15 protein-coding genes are annotated in these 18,671 nt (G+C 47.3%); 10 read left to right on the top strand and 5 right to left on the bottom strand.

The features are described from left to right. Nucleotides 1–52 precede the first annotated feature (52 nt). The 6 genes from GJU82_RS05295 (at nt 53) to GJU82_RS05270 (ending at nt 9,692) form a co-directional block, all read left to right on the top strand. Nucleotides 53–1,720, top strand: coding sequence for an FAD-dependent oxidoreductase (locus tag GJU82_RS05295; RefSeq protein WP_153631194.1), 1,668 nt, complete (start codon nt 53–55; stop codon nt 1,718–1,720). A 30-nt stretch (nt 1,721–1,750) separates the two neighbouring features. Further along, nucleotides 1,751–4,471, top strand: a complete 2,721-nt coding sequence (locus tag GJU82_RS05290; protein ID WP_153631193.1) for a sugar-binding domain-containing protein — start codon at nt 1,751–1,753, stop codon at nt 4,469–4,471. A 24-nt stretch (nt 4,472–4,495) separates the two neighbouring features. Continuing rightward, entirely contained in the window at nt 4,496–6,175 is a 1,680-nt protein-coding gene (locus tag GJU82_RS05285) for an FAD-dependent oxidoreductase (RefSeq protein WP_153631192.1), read from the top strand. A 52-nt stretch (nt 6,176–6,227) separates the two neighbouring features. After that, the gene (locus tag GJU82_RS05280; RefSeq protein ID WP_153631191.1) at nt 6,228–7,670 is read left to right on the top strand and encodes a carbon starvation protein A; all 1,443 of its coding nucleotides are present in this window, start codon (nt 6,228–6,230) and stop codon (nt 7,668–7,670) included. 154 nt (nt 7,671–7,824) lie between these two features. Further along, nucleotides 7,825–8,337, top strand: a complete 513-nt coding sequence (locus GJU82_RS05275) for a glycoside hydrolase domain-containing protein (RefSeq protein ID WP_228488576.1) — start codon at nt 7,825–7,827, stop codon at nt 8,335–8,337. A gap of 206 nt (nt 8,338–8,543) precedes the next feature. Further along, nucleotides 8,544–9,692, top strand: a complete 1,149-nt coding sequence (locus GJU82_RS05270) for a lactonase family protein (protein ID WP_153631190.1) — start codon at nt 8,544–8,546, stop codon at nt 9,690–9,692. Nucleotides 9,693–9,867: 175 nt separating this feature from the next. Here the strand turns inward: GJU82_RS05270 and GJU82_RS05265 are convergent, their stop codons facing one another. Beyond that, nucleotides 9,868–10,161 (bottom strand): RNA-binding protein, encoded by a 294-nt coding sequence (locus GJU82_RS05265; RefSeq protein ID WP_025865703.1) that lies wholly within the window; start codon nt 10,159–10,161, stop codon nt 9,868–9,870. Between the two features lie 363 nt (nt 10,162–10,524). Here GJU82_RS05265 and tal point away from each other — a divergent pair, with 363 nt between their 5' ends. Next, entirely contained in the window at nt 10,525–11,481 is a 957-nt protein-coding gene (gene tal / locus GJU82_RS05260; protein ID WP_153631189.1) for a transaldolase, read from the top strand. A 394-nt stretch (nt 11,482–11,875) separates the two neighbouring features. Here the strand turns inward: tal and GJU82_RS05255 are convergent, their stop codons facing one another. Continuing rightward, nucleotides 11,876–12,304, bottom strand: a complete 429-nt coding sequence (locus tag GJU82_RS05255) for a hypothetical protein (RefSeq protein WP_153631188.1) — start codon at nt 12,302–12,304, stop codon at nt 11,876–11,878. A gap of 224 nt (nt 12,305–12,528) precedes the next feature. Continuing rightward, nucleotides 12,529–13,137, bottom strand: a complete 609-nt coding sequence (locus GJU82_RS05250) for a class I SAM-dependent methyltransferase (RefSeq protein WP_153631187.1) — start codon at nt 13,135–13,137, stop codon at nt 12,529–12,531. Nucleotides 13,138–13,268: 131 nt separating this feature from the next. Between GJU82_RS05250 and fumC the strand changes: the two genes are divergently transcribed. The 3 genes from fumC (at nt 13,269) to GJU82_RS05235 (ending at nt 17,123) form a co-directional block, all read left to right on the top strand. Further along, nucleotides 13,269–14,669, top strand: a complete 1,401-nt coding sequence (gene fumC / locus GJU82_RS05245) for a class II fumarate hydratase (protein ID WP_153631186.1) — start codon at nt 13,269–13,271, stop codon at nt 14,667–14,669. A 418-nt stretch (nt 14,670–15,087) separates the two neighbouring features. After that, nucleotides 15,088–16,401 carry a hypothetical protein gene (locus GJU82_RS05240; RefSeq protein ID WP_153631185.1) on the top strand — a complete coding sequence of 438 codons (1,314 nt, stop codon included), beginning with the start codon at nt 15,088–15,090 and terminating at the stop codon, nt 16,399–16,401. Further along, nucleotides 16,398–17,123, top strand: coding sequence for a DUF6320 domain-containing protein (locus tag GJU82_RS05235; protein WP_153631184.1), 726 nt, complete (start codon nt 16,398–16,400; stop codon nt 17,121–17,123). The genes GJU82_RS05240 and GJU82_RS05235 overlap by 4 nt, the downstream gene beginning before the upstream one ends. A gap of 6 nt (nt 17,124–17,129) precedes the next feature. Here the strand turns inward: GJU82_RS05235 and GJU82_RS05230 are convergent, their stop codons facing one another. Together GJU82_RS05230 and GJU82_RS05225 are read right to left on the bottom strand one after the other, a co-directional pair. After that, the gene (locus tag GJU82_RS05230; RefSeq protein ID WP_153631183.1) at nt 17,130–17,768 is read right to left on the bottom strand and encodes a CPBP family intramembrane metalloprotease; all 639 of its coding nucleotides are present in this window, start codon (nt 17,766–17,768) and stop codon (nt 17,130–17,132) included. Between the two features lie 95 nt (nt 17,769–17,863). Then, on the bottom strand, nt 17,864–18,652 hold the full coding sequence (locus tag GJU82_RS05225) for a cation transporter (protein ID WP_153631182.1): 789 nt from the start codon (nt 18,650–18,652) through the stop codon (nt 17,864–17,866). Between the last annotated feature and the right edge of the window lie 19 nt (nt 18,653–18,671).

The raw sequence follows: 18,671 nt of genomic DNA, 5'->3' as shown, positions 1-18,671 counted from the left end.
CGTTAAATTGTAAAAGATAATAATTCTTAAATGAGTAACCTAAACCATATCTATGAAAAAGCGCTTCAACTTCTTTAAAAATCTTGCTTTTATTCCATCCATTTTTTTGCTGGCTTTTTTTTCCTGCAAAAATGATGATTCAGTTCAAAAAGCCGATGTTGTCATTTATGGAGGAACGTCAGCCGCGGTAACTGCTGCGGTTGAGGTGGCTCATTCAGGAAAAACAGTAATCGTCGTTTCTCCGGATACTCATTTGGGTGGACTTACCTCCAATGGACTGGGATTTACCGATACTGGCGACAAATCAACCATCGGTGGGATTGCCCGTGAATTTTATCACCGGATTTGGTTGCATTACAATGATTCTGCGGCCTGGAACTGGCAAAAGCATTCGGAATATGGAAACAAGGGACAGGGAACGCCGGCAATTGACGGCGAAAATCGAACCATGTGGGTTTTTGAGCCGCATGTTGCCGAAAAGGTTTTTGAAGATTTTATTGCTGAAAATAAAATCAGGGTTTTGCGCGACGAATGGCTTGACCGGAATAGTGGATTGGTAAGAGAAAACGGCAAAATCGTTTCATTTAAAACACTTTCCGGTAATATCTTTTCCGGCAAAATGTTTATTGACGCAACGTACGAAGGTGATTTGATGGCTGCGGCAGGAGTTTCGTATCGCGTTGGGCGAGAGGCTTGCTCGGAATATAATGAGACCTGGGATGGTGTGCAGGCCGGAGTATTTCAGCACGGTCATCATTTCAGGAATAACATTGATCCGTACATAGTTCCGGGCGACCCGTCGAGCGGGTTGCTTCCCAAAATTTCGGCGGACAAGCCCGGCCCGAACTGTAGCGGCGATCATAAAATTCAGGCGTATTGTTTCCGGCTTTGTATGAGCAATCTTCCTGAAAACCGCGTGCCATTTCCGAAGCCTGAAAATTACGATCCGAAAGATTACGAATTGCTCGGACGTGTGTTTGACGCCGGATGGCGCGAGTGGTTCAACAAGTTCGACATGATTCCCAACCGGAAAACAGATACCAACAATCACGGGCCTTTCAGCAGTGATAACATCGGGATGAATTACGATTATCCGGAAGCGTCGTATGCCCGGCGGGAAGGAATTATTCAGGAGCATGAGAATTACCAGAAAGGGCTGCTTTATTACGTAGCTCACAATCCGCGTGTTCCGGCCGAAATCAGGGATAAAATGAAAAACTGGGGACTGGCCAAAGACGAATTTACCGACAACGGAAACTGGCCACATCAGCTTTATATTCGCGAGGCCCGGCGGATGGTGGGTGAATATATAACCACCGAAAATGACGTGCTGAGTAAACACGTGGTTCCGGAACCGATTGGAATGGGTTCCTACACGATGGATTCGCACAATGTGCAGCGCTACGTAACCGACGAAGGTTACGTGCAAAACGAAGGTGATCTGGGCATTCAGCCGCCGCATCCGTATCACATTGCTTATGGTTCGCTGGTTCCGAAAGCCGGCGAGTGCACCAATTTACTGGTTCCGGTCTGCGTTTCGGCCACGCACATTGCTTATGGATCAATCCGGATGGAACCCGTGTTTATGATTCTGGGGCAGTCGGCAGCCACAGCTGCTGTTCTGGCCATCGACGAACAATGCCCGGTGCAAAATATTCCGTATGCCGATTTGAAGCAAAAGCTTTTGCAGGGCGGACAAATTTTGGATTTGAATAACTAAGCTTTCTTCCGGATCGCTTCAAATAAAAAGATGATGATAATTTTCTTTCGAAATTATAGCTACAAACTTATACTGGTGCTAAGTTGCCTTGCTTTTTCGCTGGCGTGCATCTCTCAACCTCGTGGAGAAACGATTATTTTGAGCACACATCCTGAAAAAGGTAAGGCGTACCCGTGGCAAATGAAACGGGTAAGCAAAACATCGGCTTCCGGAGCTGAAATTTCGATACCCGGTTTCAAAACCGACTGGTGGGCTCCGGCCATTGTTCCGGGCACTGCTTTGAACAGCCTGATTGCCAACGGTGTTTTTCCTGAACCTTATTTCGGGCAGAATAACATGCGCATCAATAAGCTGATTCCGGATATTGCCGATGTAGGACGCGATTTCTATTATTTTTGGTACCGGACCACGTTTGATGCCTCCAAGAATTTTCAGCATAAAAAAGTGTGGATGCAGTTCGACGGCATCAATTACATTGCGCACATCTGGCTGAATGGTCATCGGTTGGGTGATATCACAGGAATGTTTCTGCAAAAGAAGTTCGATGTTACTAATTTCATTCAAATTGGTGGCAAAAACTGTCTGGCCGTTTCGGTGGAACCGGTTTTGTATCCCGGAACCATGAAGGCACACTCGAAGACCAACGTGGCGCCCAACGAAAACAGGAACGGCGGTGATGGCGCGATTGGAAAAAATGTAACCATGCTGATGACGGCCGGATGGGATTTTACGTTTTACGACGGCATTCGCGACCGCAATACCGGAATCTGGCGCAACGTGAAAGTTTTTGCTTCCGGTCCGGTGACGCTGGAAAACCCGTTTATCAAATCCAGTCTGCCTATTCCGGCGCTTTCGCCTTCCGGCGAAACAATTTCAGTTGAACTAAAAAATGCCGATCAGGAGAAAAAGACGGTTACTTTGACTGCTGAAATTGCCGAAGCGAAAATCAGCATCAGTAAAAAAATTACCTTGGCGCCGGGTGAAAAGAGGACGGTGAGATTATCTCCGGAAGAGTTTAAAGACCTGATTATTGAAAATCCAAAACTTTGGTGGCCGATTCACAAAGGACCTCAAAATTTATACACGTTGAAATTGAAAGTGGTAGTTGACGGAACCGTTTCGGACGAAGTCAGCCGGCGCTTTGGCATTCGCGACATTCGTTCGGATACCAACACGCCCGATTATTCGCGCATTTTTTACGTGAACGGCAAACGCCTGTTTATTCGCGGCTCAAACTGGATTCCCGAAGCCATGCTGCGCACTTCAAAGGAACGGACCTATGCGCAACTGCGATACACGAAACAGGCGGGAATAAACATGCTGCGTTTGTGGGGCGGCGGCATCAGCGAATCCGATTATTTCTTTGATTTATGCGACGAAATGGGTTTCCTGGTCTGGCACGAGTTCTGGCTGACCGGTGATACCGATTTCCCCGCCGATACGGCTGTGTATTTCAACAATGTCCGTTCAACGGTGAAACGCTTGCGCAACCATCCGAGTCTGGCTTATTATGTGGCTTCGAACGAGCGGAAAGTGATTCCCGATATTGAACCGATTCTGAATAAACTGGACGGTACGCGCGGCTACCAGCCTGAATCGGAATGCTGCGGCATACACGACGGCAGTCCATATAAATATGAAAACCCGATGCAGTATTACGACAATTCCGCTTCGGATCGCGGGAGTCGCATCGACGGGTTTTGCCCGGAATACGGAACAGCCTGCATGCCGGTCGTCGAGTCGCTGCGGAAAATGATGTCGAAAGCTGATCTCTGGCCGATGAATAAATTGACGTGGGATTACCACGACGGGAATGGTTTCCACAACATGACGACCAAATACAAAACGTCCATTGAGCAATATGGGAGCCCGAAAAATATTGAAGACTACACGGAAAAAGGGCAGCTTGTCGGGGCAGTGGCGTACCGCGCTCTCTGGGAAAACTGGAATTACAACAAACTGGATTACGGTGACCGGTTTACTTCCGGCGTACTGTTTTGGTACCACAACTGCCCGGTGCCGCAGGTTTGTTCGCGTTTATGGGACTGGTATCTGGAGCCAACGGCCGCGCTATATTTTACACAGAACGCGCTCGAGCCGATTCATGCCCAGTTCGATTTCATCAAAAATACGGTGAGTGTTTACAACGACGAATATCGAAGTTTCAAAAACCTGCGTGTTCGTTTTCGCCTGATCAATATGGACATGACAACCGTGCTGGAAAAGGAAATGCACCTCAATCTGGATGAAGATGCTGTGGCGAATGACATCCTGAAAATTGATCTTCCGACGGAAAAGCTGACGGCGGTTCATTTCATCAAGCTGGAAGTTTACGATTCGAAAGACAGCCTGATTGCCGACACTTTCTACTGGCGGTCAACTGATTCGTACAAAGGACCGTGGACCGTTGGCGGACCATTGCAAGGCGGTTTCGAAACCCTGAATCAACTGACGCCAGCAACGCTGACCTGTTCGGCAAAATGGAAGGATGAAAACGGGCGTCGGTATTATACGGTAAATCTGTCGAATAAAACCGGGCAGTTGGCTTTTTTTAATCGCCTGAAAGTGGTCAACGCAGCCGACAGCAGCCTGGTGTGTCCTGCATTTTACAGCGACAATTATTTCTCGCTGCTTCCGGGAGAGTCGAAAACCATAACGGTTGACTTTGCTATCAAAGATATGAAGGACGCTCAGACGAAAGTTGAACTGGAAGGTTTTAATGTGAAAAGCACGGTAATTACTTCGGAATAATTATAAAAATTTAACTTACAAAATATGAAAAAGCGAACTGCATTTGGAATCGGAATCCTCGGCCTGATCATCTTTATAACAGGTTGCCAGGCCAGCAATAATAATAATCAGTATGACATTGTGATTTATGGCGGAACTTCTTCCGGAGTGGCGGCAGCCATTCAGGCCAGCCGGAGTGGGAAATCGGTTGTTCTGATTGAGCCTACAAACCGAATTGGCGGATTGACAACTGGCGGACTTGGGCAGACCGACATCGGCAAAAAAGAAGTCATTGGCGGAATTGCCCGCGAATTTTATCACAACATCCGATTGTATTATAACGATCCGGCGCACTGGAAATGGCAAAAGCCGGAAGACTACAAAGACGGCGGCCAAACCCGAACGCTTACTGCTGAAGTCACGATGTGGACATTCGAACCCTCGGCTGCATTGAAAGTTTTTCAGGATATGTTGGGAAAAGAGAAGGTGAAGCTGGTTTATAACCAGCGCCTAAGCCGGGAAACGGGGGTCAAAAAAGAAGGGAACAAAATCGTGTCGATCACGATGAAAAGTGGCAAAACGTATTCAGGGCAACTATTTATCGACGCCACGTATGAGGGCGATTTGATGGCTGCCGCCGGAGTTTCCTATACTATTGGGCGCGAAGCAAACAGCCAATACGGCGAAACGCTCGACGGAATTGAGTGGAGCACTGAAGCGAAGACGATCGGGGGTGAAATTTCGCGTGATGCGGCCAACCACAATTTTGTTGACGGCGTTGATCCGTACGTCAAAAAAGGCGATCCGTCGAGTGGGTTGTTGCCGGGCATTTCGCCAAACGGACACGGCGAGCTGGGTGCAGCTGACAAGGGAATTCAGGCTTATTGTTACCGCATGTGCCTGACTGATGTGCCAGAAAACCGGATTCCATTCTTCAAGCCTGAAGGATACGATACAATAAATTATGAGTTGTTGCTGCGCGATTTTGAAGCCGGTGAAACGGGTATTCCGTGGATTAATTCATTCATGCCAAATCGCAAAACCGACACCAACAACCGGCTCGGATTTTCGACGGATTTTATCGGGCAGAATTACAATTATCCGGAAGCTTCGTATGCTGAACGTGAAAAAATTGCTGAGGCTCACCGCAACTATCAGCAGGGACTGATGTGGACGCTCGCCAATAATCCGCGTGTTCCGGAGAAGGTGCGAAATGAAGTGGCTCGGTGGGGAACTTGCAAAGATGAGTTTGGACGGAAAGATGGCTGGCCGCAACAACTGTATGTGCGCGAGGCACGCCGCATGATCAGCGATTATGTGATGACACAGAAAAATTGTGAGCGCCTTGAAGTGGTGGATGATCCGATAGGCATGGCTGCTTACGGCATGGATTCGCATCATGTGAAACGTTACGTCACTCCGGAAGGCTGGGTGAAAAATGAAGGAAATGTAGAAGCCCATGTCAAAGCGCCGTTCCCAATCAGCTATCGCTCGATAGTTCCGAAAAGCGATGAGTGTGCAAATTTAGTTGTGCCGGTTTGTTTGAGTGCCACGCACATTGCCTTTGGCTCCATCAGGATGGAACCGGTGTTCATGGTTCTGGGGCAATCGGCGGCGTTGGCAGCTGCAGAAGCCATTGACGAACAGAAGAATGTTCAGGATATTGATTATCTGAAATTGAAGAAAACACTACTTGAAAATAAACAAGTGCTTAATCTGCAGTAAAAAATTTTTACTTTAGCAGGAAGGCAGAAAAACTACTAAACGATAACCTGTTATGATCACATTTTTTATTTCAATAGTCGCCCTGGTACTGGGTTACATGGTTTACGGAAAGTTAATGGAGAAGATTTTCGGAGCCGATAAAAACCGCGAAACTCCGGCTATGAGCATGAATGACGGCGTGGATTACATGCCTTTACCCAAATGGAAAACCTTCCTGATTCAATTCCTGAACATTGCCGGGCTGGGACCTATTTTTGGAGCTGTTGCCGGCGCCATGTGGGGACCGGTTGCCTTTTTGTGGATTGTTCTCGGATCCATTTTCGCAGGCGCCGTCCACGATTATTTTGCAGGAATGTTGTCGGTAAAACACAAAGGGTTGAGTATTCCTGAAATTGTCGGAATTTACCTGGGCGTTGGCGCCAAACAATTTATGCGCGGTTTCACCGTGATCCTCATGGTTATCGTTGGCGCCGTGTTCATCATCGGTCCGGCGAAAATTCTGGAGGGCCTCACTCCCGAAAGCCTGACAATGAATTTTTGGGTGTGGACCGTGTTTGTTTATTATGTGCTGGCCACCATGCTTCCGATCGACAAAATCATTGGAAAGATTTATCCGGTTTTTGGTTTTGCCCTGCTGTTTATGGCTGTTGGATTGACAGCTGTCTTGTTTGTAAAAGGTTATCGCATACCGGAATTAACTTTGGGAAGTTTTACCAATTTTCACGATCAACCCGATAAGTTCCCTGTCTTCCCGATGATGTTCATTACCATCGCTTGTGGCGCGATTTCCGGATTTCATTCGAGCCAGGCGCCTTTGATGGCTCGCTGCATTACCAACGAAAAGCAGGGCAGGGGGGTGTTCTACGGCGCAATGATCACCGAAGGAATTGTGGCGCTGATCTGGGCGGCTATCGGGATGGCTTTCTATCGCGGCGTCGGTCCGCTGAACGACGTGATGGTTGCCAATAATGGAAATGCAGCTTACGTAGTGAATGAAATCTCCAACTCACTTTTAGGGAAATTTGGCGGAGCGTTGGCATTGCTGGGTGTGGTTGCAGCGCCAATCACTTCAGGTGATACTGCATTCCGGAGTGCCCGGCTGATTGTGGCCGATTTTCTGAATTTCAAACAAGGACCAATTAGAAACCGGCTGATGGTCAGCATTCCGTTATTTGCAGTTGGTTACGGCCTTACGCTAATGAATTTTGCCGTTATCTGGCGCTATTTTGCCTGGTCGAACCAAACATTGGCCATGGTTGTTCTTTGGGCTATCACCGTTTACCTGGCACGCGAAAATAAATTCTACTGGATCACTTTAATTCCGGCACTTTTCATGACCGTTGTAATCACCAGCTACCTGTTGTTTGCTCCTGAAGGATTCGGGCTGTCGTATGCCGTTTCAATTTCAGCAGGACTTGTATTCGCCCTGGCTGCGGCTATTTTGTTTTTTGTACAACGCCCCCGTCAACTTTATAAATATAGTCTTGAAGTATAAGGATGTAGGATATTTATGGTAATTGATAATTGGTGTTGAAACTAGTTTACTTTAAAAACGCTTTTACAACCATTACCTCAGTTTTCGATTCGTTAATTATTCGGTAGCTTTCCGCCGCCGCAGGAATAACAAAGGTTTCGGCATAGTTAAAGCGTTGTTTCATCCCGTTTTTAGTTTCTACGATTATGCTCTCACCTTCAACCAGGGACAGTTTACCATGGCCAACGAGCCATCGCTCCATATCCCTTACCTGTACAATTATGCCGGACAGCCATGGAAAACGCAGAAATTAGTTCGAGCACTTTTGCATGAGTGGTTCCGGAATGATTTGATGGGCGTTCCCGGCGATGAAGACGGCGGTGGCCTATCCTCGTTTGTTGCTTTCTCTTCGATGGGCTTTTATCCGGTTACGCCGGGAAAACCAGTCTACAGCATCGGAAGTCCGTTGTTTACCAATGTGAAAATTCATCTGGCGAACGGAAAGATATTTGAGGTAGAGGCGAAAAATGCTTCCGGTGAAAACAAATATATCCAGTCGGCAACGCTCAATGGAAAACCATTGGATGTACCCGTTCTAAGTCATTCGGACTTGATGAACGGCGCTAAACTGGTACTTGTCATGGGCAACCGGGCAAACCAAAGTTGGGGCGCTCACCAAAAGCCATAATTATTTTTCAAGCGAAAGCTTGTCCTAATCACCAAAGCTTGATGAAGGACTGCCATGACAGGGCAGTCCTTTTCTTTTAGTGTATTGTGGGTGGTTAGCATGCCTCATTTCCCGTTGTTTCAACAATTAGTGATTCCATCCTTATTCAGGCAGAATTGAAGCCGGACAAATTCGTTAACTTTAGGCAAATTTTAATTGCTGAATCCATGAAGAAAAATATCTTTCTCCTCTTATTTGCCGGTGCGGCTGTTTTAGCCGGTCCGGCAAAGGGCGTGGCTCAGGATAACTCAAAATCAGGCATGATGTTTTATATCGGAACCTACACCGAAGGAAGCGATAGCAAAGGAATTTATCGCTGTGGGCTGGATCCGGAAAGCGGTCAGTTGGAGAATTATGCATTGGCCGGAGTTTCGGTTAATCCATCTTTTGTAACGCTCACGCCTGATGGAAATTACTTACTGGCTGTCCAGGAAAAAAACACGGCAGTAGGCAATACCCAGGGGTATATCGAATCATTTGCGGTGGATAAAAGTACCGGCAATCTGAAGTCCATCAATAAGGAACCCAGTGGCGGTGCCGATCCCTGTTTTGTGGCTGTTAATCCGGAGGGGTTTGCATTGACGGCCAACTACACCAGCGGTAGCGTGGGACTGTTTCAGTTGGACGGTGACGGAACCATCAGCAAAGCATTGTATGTGAGCCAGCACGAAGGACACGGGCCCAATGTTAACCGTCAGAAGGGACCGCATGCACACAGTTCATATTTCGGGCCCGATGGAAATAGCGTTTTTGCGGCTGATTTGGGAACAGACGATGTATATGTTTATCGTCTCGATGCCGATAACGGAAAGCTGGTGCCGTGCAAAACACCCCAAATACCGATGGCTCCGGGAGCCGGACCCCGTCACATTGCTTTTGGCCCCAACGGACAGAATATGTATGTGATTAGCGAAATGGGTTGCACCGTTACCCGTGTGGCAATGAAAGATGATGGAGGCTTTGATGTGAAAGAATCGGTTTCCACATTACCTAAAGGCTACGACGGAGAAAACACCTGTGCCGAAATAGCTATTTCACCTGACGGGAAATACCTGTACGCCTCGAACCGCGGACTGGACAACATCGTTATTTTTTTCATCGATCCGCAAAGCAGAAAACTGACGGAGAAAGGAACGGAAGGAGTAAGGGGAAAAACTCCGCGGAACTTTACGTTGTCACCCGATGGTAAATTCCTGCTGGTAGCCAATCAGAACAGTAACAACATTGTGGCCTTCCGCCGCAATCCGGAAACAGGTATGCTTACTTATACCAGCGAAATAAAAGCTCCAAAGCCTGTTTGCCTGTTATTCCGGTAAGCTGAAAAGAGTAATACACAAAAGGCTGAACGTTGAATGTTCAGCCTTTTTGTTTTCTAACCTGTCGTTTGTTGTTAATTAATAATAGCTGAATGCGTGAATGAATGACTCATTTTCCCACATTCACTGGCAATATAAGGAAAATTGATTGGAATACAAGGGATACCCAATGACTTCAACGGTAATTGCCCCTTTGTTCATAACCACCGGTTCGGCGAGGCCTTTCCTTTTTTTCTGTTGCCAGGTTAACAATCACTTTTCGGCCACTAATTTCAGAACCGTTCAATGACTGAATGGCTTGTTCAGCCTCTGTACTATCAGGCATTTCAATAAAACCAAAGCCTTTGCTGCGACCGGAAAACTTGTCCATAATGATTTTCACCGAATCAACCGCGCCATAAGCTTCAAATATACTTCGTAATTCATCTTCGGTAATATCGTACTGAAGACTGCCAACATAAATATTCATCTGACATTCGTTTTAATTAGATGTTGCGTAAGTTACGGAGTTTTATGCTACTTACCCAAAATATTGAAAGTTTATGCAGGTAAGGCAAGACGGAAGGCCCGGATGCAATAAAAATTATGCTGCATGCTGTCCGAAAAAATTAGTTTTAAAACGGGAAGACTGAAAGCGTTTTAGGGGTTGTGGGCCTCCCGCACGAAATGATGACTTTGGTTTATTCAATCGCAGGTGAAACGAACTCTATGGAGGCTAATCTGTTGTAGTTCGTGAGTGCCGTTAACAAAGGAACACTGGTTATTTGTTGAGCGAACGAATTCAACGATTACCGAAAATAAGTGAAAAGTCGTATTAAAAAAACATGTACAAATGAACTTACTGGAACAATTAAAAAAAGTAACAACGGTTGTTGCTGATACCGGCGATTTTGAATCGATGAAGGAATTCAAGCCCCAGGATACGACGACCAATCCGTCGTTGATTCTGGCTGCCACCGAAGATTCAAAATATGATTCCCTCATCCAGGATGCCCTGGAATATGCGAAAGGGCATGGTGCCAGTAAACAGGAACAATTGACCATTTGCATGGATAAACTGTCGGTGAATTTTGGACGGGAAATCCTGAAGATCGTTCCCGGTCGTGTTTCCACGGAAGTGGATGCCCGCTTATCCTTTGACACAGCGGCGACGATTGAGAAGGCCCGTACCCTGATTCGGTTGTACGACGAAGTGGGCATTAGCAAAGAAAAGGTGCTGATTAAAATCGCATCGACGTGGGAAGGAATCGAAGCGGCCCGCATATTGGAACAGGAAGGCATTCATTGTAACCTGACATTGCTGTTCAGTATGCCGCAGGCGATTGCCTGTGCCGATGCAGGTGTTACATTGGTTTCGCCTTTCGTTGGCCGGATTTATGACTGGTACAAGAAGGATCGCGGGGTGGAGGATATCCCGGTAGAAGAAGATCCGGGTGTGGCCAGCGTAACTGATATTTTTACTTATTACAAGAAATTCGGATACAAAACGGAAATCATGGGCGCCAGTTTTCGCAAAGCGGAACAGATTATCGAGCTGGCGGGTTGCGACCTGTTGACCATTTCGCCAAAATTACTGAAGGAATTGGAGGGCCGGGAAGGAACACTGGAACAGAAACTTCGTCCGGAAGATGTGAAAGATGCCGACATCGAAAAGTTGACGCTGGATGAGAAATCTTTCCGTTGGATGCTGAATGAAGATGCCATGGGAACTGAAAAACTGTCTGAAGGTATCCGGAAGTTTAGTGCCGATATCGTCAAACTGGAAAAGAAAGTATCTGCCTATCTGTAATATGTCTTATCCTGAGAGTTGGACGGCCCGTTAACTTTTGATCACGGCTTCCCTGAGAGTTGGACGGCCCATTAACTTTTGTGAATGGCCTCCCCGGGAGTTAGACGGCCCACGCACGTTTGTGAATGGCTTCCCTGAGAGTTAGACGGCCCACGCACGCTTGTGAATGGCTTCCCTGAGAGTTAGACGGCCCACGCACGTTTGTGAATGGCTTTCCCCGGGAATTGGACAGCCCACGCACGTTTGTGAATGGCTTCCCTGAGAGTTGGACGGCCCGTTAACTTTTGAGCACGGCTTCGGTAAGGTGTTTTTGAAACAGCACAAAAAAAGCCGGAATGAGGCAAGCTGCATTCCGGCTAACTGATCGTTTTTTTCGCTGTCTGCGTTTCCCGAATTATTTGTCGTTATCGAAAAATTCCTTGACGCTTTGGCTCAGGTTATCCATGTCCTTGTCGAACTGCGTCTTGAATTGTTCCCACTGTTCCTGGGTTTTGTCGTTCAGTTGGTCTAAATCCGATTTTAGTTTATCGCGTTGCGTTTCCAGTTTTTTCAACGCTTTCTCTTTGTCTTCAGATAGTTTGTCCGACTGGTTGTCCATTGTCGATTTGAAGTTGTCAATTTTCTGATTGGCCTGTTCAAGCAACTCTTGTGCTTTACTTGTTAAATCAGCTTTCTTTTCTTCCAATGCCTGACTTACCGACTGTGATACATCTTTCATTTCCTGTTTCACATCGTTGTTATCGGCTTTTTTTGTCTTTTGTTTGCAAGCCGATACTGTTCCGATCATCAGGAACAGCAATCCATAAATGAAAATACGTTTCATATTTTATCCTCCTGTTTAAATTTTTTGTTTCTGAATAAGCATTTTATCTTGCCGTGAATATGAATCACCATTTTTTATTCCCGTAAGGATTTCGATGTGATTATTGAGGGGAAATAAAAACCGGAATTTGATCTTTCTGTTCTGCCGGATAGCAGCGGTGGCATTTTCTGCTTTCCAGCGTATAAATATAAATAAATTAATTAGTTAAACAATGGCTCCTGGCTTTATTTTTGGGCGATCAAGGAAAAAAGCGGAAACTTACGTGAACCGTTATCCCGTTTTCTTTCTAATTCATAGAAAATTTCATGGTGAAAGGGTTCCAGGCCTTGCTCTTTTAATTGTTTCGAAAGTTCGTCTTTATCAAAGCCTTTGTGTCCGGTAAATCCACTACCGTGAAAACTGCCGTCCTCTTTTACCAAATCCCCAATACACAGTTTTCCTCCCGGTTTTAGCAAGCGGTGGAAGACCTGTAGAATGTCCGGTAAGGAGTCGATATGGTGCAGGGCCATGAGTGTATAAATGGCGTCGAACGGACCGATGTCCGGAATGGCTTCCAATAAATCGGCCTGTAATGGGATGAAATGTGAAAGACTATCCTGTTCAATTTTCTCTTTCAATACCTTAATCATACCTTCCGAACTATCCACCAGAACAAAGGAGCCGAAATCGTCTTTCAGCTGGTAACTGAGCAGGCCGGTCCCACAACCGAATTCCAGCGCGCTCATTTCGGGCTTCGGTTGTACCTGTTCTACAATGGTTTTCGCGAAAGCCTTGGATCTTTCTGTTTTTATCGGGTCATCGTCCCAGGTGCGGGCACGTTCATTAAACCACATGATTTTACTTTTTAAGTGTTTTTGATAACTGGTTTACTCAACGATTGCCATTCTGGTTTGTTCAGTAAATATTAGGTCTATGTTGCATTAAATATGCCGGAAAGCAAAACCCGGTACATAATACACAGAATATGGAAAAGTTCAGAACAGAAACCGACTCAATGGGCGAAATTCAGGTTCCCGCCGAACATTACTGGGGAGCGCAAACCCAACGCTCGTTTCAGAATTTTCAAATCGGAACCAAACGTTTTCAATGGACATCGCCGATTATCCGGGCATTGGGGATTGTGAAAAAGGCTGCAGCGCAGGCAAATGAAGAACTCGGTGAGTTGCCGTCGGATATTGCCGGTAATATTATGGCTGCCGCCGAAGAGGTGATCACCGGCCGAATGGATAGTGAGTTTCCATTGGTGGTCTTTCAAACCGGTTCGGGAACACAATCGAACATGAACGCCAACGAAGTGATTTCCAATCGCGCTATTGAAATGATGGGCGGCGGGATGGGCAGCAAGCAACCGGTTCATCCCAACGACCATGTCAACCGCAGTCAGTCGTCGAATGACACGTTTCCCACTGCCATGCACATAGCGTTGGTTGAAGAGTTACACAAGCGCTTGTTTACGTCGGTCGAGTTGCTTCGAAAAACACTGGCCGATAAATCGGACATGTACCAATCGATTGTGAAAACGGGGCGCACGCACTTGCAGGATGCCACGCCGTTAACCGTAGGACAGGAGATGAGCGGTTGGGTTGCCCAGCTCGATTTCGCCATGGAAGGCATTCGCGCGTCGCTTCCCGGATTGTACGATTTGGCTATTGGAGGAACGGCGGTAGGTACCGGTTTGAATACTCATCCGCAGTTTGCCATGCGGGCCGTGCATTTTATTTCCGAAATCACCGGACACCCTTTCCGTAGTGCGCCTAACAAATTCTTCGCACTCTCGGCACACGATGCATTGGTACAAACTTCGGCTGCCTTGCGTACGCTGGCCGGGGCGTTGATGAAAATTGCCAACGACATACGCTGGTTGGCTTCCGGCCCTCGTTGCGGCATCGGCGAATACAACATTCCGGCCAACGAGCCCGGTTCATCGATCATGCCCGGGAAAGTGAATCCTACGCAGAGCGAAGCGCTTACCATGGTTTGTGCCCAGGTTTTTGGCAACGATGCCACCGTCGCTTTCGCGGGAAGCCAGGGAAACTTCCAGCTCAACGTGTACAAACCGGTGATGGCACACAACGTTTTGGAAAGCATTACGCTGCTGGCGGACGCCTGTCGCTCGTTCAACGAGCATTGCGCGGTGGGCATCGAGCCCAACTTGCCCCGTATCAACGAGAATATTCAAAAGAACCTGATGCTGGTGACCGCTCTGAACCGGCACATTGGATACGATAAGGCGGCCCGGATTGCCAAGAAAGCCCACGCCGAAGGGAAGACCTTGCGGGAATCCGCACTGGAACTGAAGTACGTTTCGGAAGAAGAGTTTGACCAGTGGGTGATCCCATTGGAGATGACACGCCCACACGAATGAAAAAAACCGCCTCGTCAGGAAAAACTCCCGGCAAGGCGGTTTTTTAGATCTTTTCCAACGTTTCAAACTTTGGAAAAGTATTATGCCCAAGGTTTTTGCAGAAGCAGGACATGTTCGTACCTACGGGGCCAATATCAAAATCTTATACCGTCTTTAGGAGCATATAGAGGGGCTAATTCAGGTGAAAGCTAAATTTTTGCTACATTCAGGAGTCTAAAACCTGACTTTGGAAACAATATACTTCACCGGTTTTACAAAGTGGAATGAAAATGGGACCCGTTTTTTATTGCCGGATCCTTTTATTTCTTTCTGTATAAAATAGAAAAACCAACTTATTCCTCAGCCATCCCGAATAATTCCTAACTTTGAAAAACAACGCCAACGAACTCTTCGTTTTTGGGAAAAGAAACAGGATGATTTGAAAAAAGAAAGCGGCAAAACGGCTCCCGAATCCAAACCCTTTTGGTTCTCTCTTGATAATGCTGCAAAGATATTTCCGGCCGTTATCACGAGGGAGGTTACCTCTGTTTTTCGCCTGTCGGTTGTTCTGAAGCAACCCGTGAGAATGGAACTTCTGCAAAAGGCGGTGTTGCAGGCCGAAGACCGGTTTCCCTATTATCTTGTCCAACTCAAGGAAGGATTTTTCTGGTACTATCTGGAACATCTCTCCCGGCACATACCGATTATTGCAGATGAGCGCCCCACTATTTGCCGGCGTTTTCGAAAAGGGGAACTTTTACTCCGGATTCTGGTCCGGAAAAACCGCATTAGCCTGGAAGGGTCGCATATTTTAACCGACGGCGCCGGTGCGTTCATCTTTTTCCGCACCATTTTGCTCTTGTATTTCGAGGCAAGCGGAATATCCTTCCCGGAAGGAGGGCTACCCCATGCTGCCCCTGAGGTGGTATCCGCAGAAGAATACGAGGATGCCTACAAACGCTATTTCAAAGACGATATTCCCCCCATGGTGAAACGCTCCAAGGCATTTCATCTGCCCTTTACGCTGAATAGCAGGCCCCGGTTCCGGCAAACTACCGCCACACTCTCGATGTTGCAGATGAAACAGGCCGCAAAGGAGAAAGGCGTCAGTATTACCGTTTACCTGGTGGCAGTGTATCTGCATACATTGCAGGAAATACATAACAATTTAGGCAGGCTGAACCGGCAGAGAAAATGCAAACGGCTGCGGGTGCAGGTGCCGGTTAATCTGCGGAAGATTTTCCCGTCGAAAACCATGCGGAATTTTTCGCTGTTCGTCATGCCTGAAATTGATCTGAGGCTGGGGCAATACTCCTTCGACGAGATCATCAAAACGGTTTACCACCAGATGCAGCTCGAATCGGATGAAAAGCTCATTAACAAAAACATCGCCCGAAACGTGGGCGGCGAAAAGAAAAGGGTGGTGCGGGGCATTCCCCTTTTCCTGAAGAGTTTCATTCTCCGGATGAAATATTACTCACTGGGTACGGGTCAATACAGCGGTGTCATCACCAACCTGGGGAAAGTCGATTTGCCGGAAGAAACACGTGAACTCATCGACCATTTGATCATCATTCCCCCTCCGCCCAACAAGATGCTGAAGCTCAACTGTGGTGTTATCGGGTTTGGCGACAAACTAGTGCTGAGCTTCGGAAACATAACCCGTTCGAACGAGTTTGAAGAACGATTTCTGCATTTCCTGACGACACATCACATTTCGGTTGAAACGGAAACAAAAACGGACCAGCCATGACTATTTGTCCAAACTGCGGCGTTGAACTGAACGAAAATGCCAACTTTTGTTCCCTTTGCGGGGAACCCCTGCTCCATAACCAATCTCAAAATGCTGAGTGGATTCAATCCCGCAAGCTTGTGCAGGAAAAGAAACTGCGCTCCGAATATCAACGACTGTCCCAGTCCCAGAAACGCATGATCTTCTGGGAAGTTTCCGGCCTCATCCTGCTCTCCGGGAGTCTCATCACGTTTCTTATCGACCTGATTGGCAACGAATCGATTACCTGGTCGAAATATCCCGTAACCATCAGTCTGGCCCTGCTCATTAACATCACCCTGCTCACCTTCTGGCATCGGAAGTCGGCCCGGTGGTTGTCTTTGAGCTTCCTGACGTCCTCTGTGCTGATTACCCTGCTGGATATTTACAGTGGCGGAACCGGATGGGGAATGCATCTGGGTATCCCGTTGCTGCTGGCCGCCTATATCACGCTATTCGGGCTTATCCTGATGATACGTCGTGCCCGGCAGAAAGGATTGAATATTGTCGCCTATTCGCTGATAACGGTGGGATTGCTGAGTGTGTGCACCGACGGCATCATCTCTCTGTACGTTATCCATCGCCTGCATTTTAGCTGGAGCCTGATAGTGCTGATCGCAACGGTAATGATTGCAGGACTTTTACTTTACATGCATTATCGGATGAAGAAAGTGACTGACTTGAAACGGTTCTTTCATATCTAATTACAATTACCGAAAAATCACCCACAGCTCTTTCCAAAGATCACGGCCCAAAACGAAAAACTGGAAAAGGCTACCGAGCCAGCCGTGAAAAATCCCCAGTGGCCAGAGGTTGCGCCAGTTAAAAAAAGCCCGTATGAATAGCAGTTCCATCAGGAAGGCAAAGCCCATCAGCGGCAAGCTCGGATAATGGACGAACGCAAACAGCAGCGATGTCCAGAACATGACCTGCGAATTGCGCAAACGGAGTGATGTGATAGCGCGCAAATTCCCGGCTACCAACGAAATCATCATGAACTGCTGAATGATGCCCCACAACGGGTAAATAGCCAGTACCGGGATGAAGCGCCAATTGAGGAAGTGGGCATTTACATAAAAGCCGTATCCGACAATGAAAACCAGTATTCCCGACGCATAGGGCAACAGATACAGAAACGTCCGTTTAAAATTCTCCTTACGGATGCCCCACTGACTGATAATCTTTGGATTTTCGCGGTAGCGGAACCAGATGTACATACCCCAAAACAGGATGGCAGCCGTGATGTAAAACAGCCGCAATCCGAGCCAATCCATCATCACATACTTTAGCGCTCCCGTCAGGACTACAGCCAGTATTTCAAACCATCTGCGCTTATCGGTCGTCTCCATTGCGGGCGTTATGTATTTGTTTTTCGCTCCCTTACGGGATAGTAATTTAGGTACGTACAAGATGGCACATTTTTAATTTCTACCTGTTCATTGAATTATCCCAGTTTCAGAATCCGCAACGCGCCACGAATGACAACAATGAAGACAAGTGTACCGATGATCAGATCAGGCAGGCCGGAGCGAAGCCAGTGCACCAAAAATCCCGAGCCAATCACGCCCAGGTTGATGATGACGTCGTTGGAAGTGAAAATCACGCTTGCCTGCATGTGCGCCTCCCTGCTTTTCGATTTCTGTAGTAACCACAGGCAAACAGCATTCGCGCCCAGCGCAAACGCCGACACCACAATCATGGTCGTGTAATCGGGAACCTGCTCCGGTCCGATAAAGCGTCGCACCACTTCGACGAAGCCTAAAACCGCCAATGTGAGTTGGAAATAGCCGGCCAGCCGGGCAATCCGTTTTTTACGCAACAGCGTACTTCCCACGGCATACAGGCTAATCGCATAAACAAACGAATCGGCCATCATATCGAGACTATCTGCCACCAACCCCATGGAGCGCGACAACAAACCGCTGGTCATTTCGATGGCGAAGAAGGCAAAATTGATGAACAGCACGGCCCACAGCACCTTCGTTTGAGCCTTCTCTTCCGCCAAATCGTTTGCCTCTGCCGATTCGGTAGAAAGCTTTTTCCCGCCCAACTTCAACTCATCGATGGATTGTTCGATGGCGCTCGTTTCGCCCGAGTGAAAAACGGTCAGTTTCCGGTTGGGAATATCGAAGTCCAGCTTTTGAATGGTGGAAATGCCATCCAGCTTCATCCGGATCAGGTTCTCCTCCGAAGGGCAGTCCATTTGTGTTATCTCGAAAATCGTCTTGTTCATACATAATGATTTGATTGGT

Source organism: Prolixibacter sp. SD074 (assembly GCF_009617895.1).
Taxonomy (GTDB): Bacteria; Bacteroidota; Bacteroidia; order Bacteroidales; family Prolixibacteraceae; genus Prolixibacter.
The sequence above is the reverse complement of the archived record's forward strand: the minus strand, read 5'-3'. Positions and strand labels throughout refer to the sequence as shown.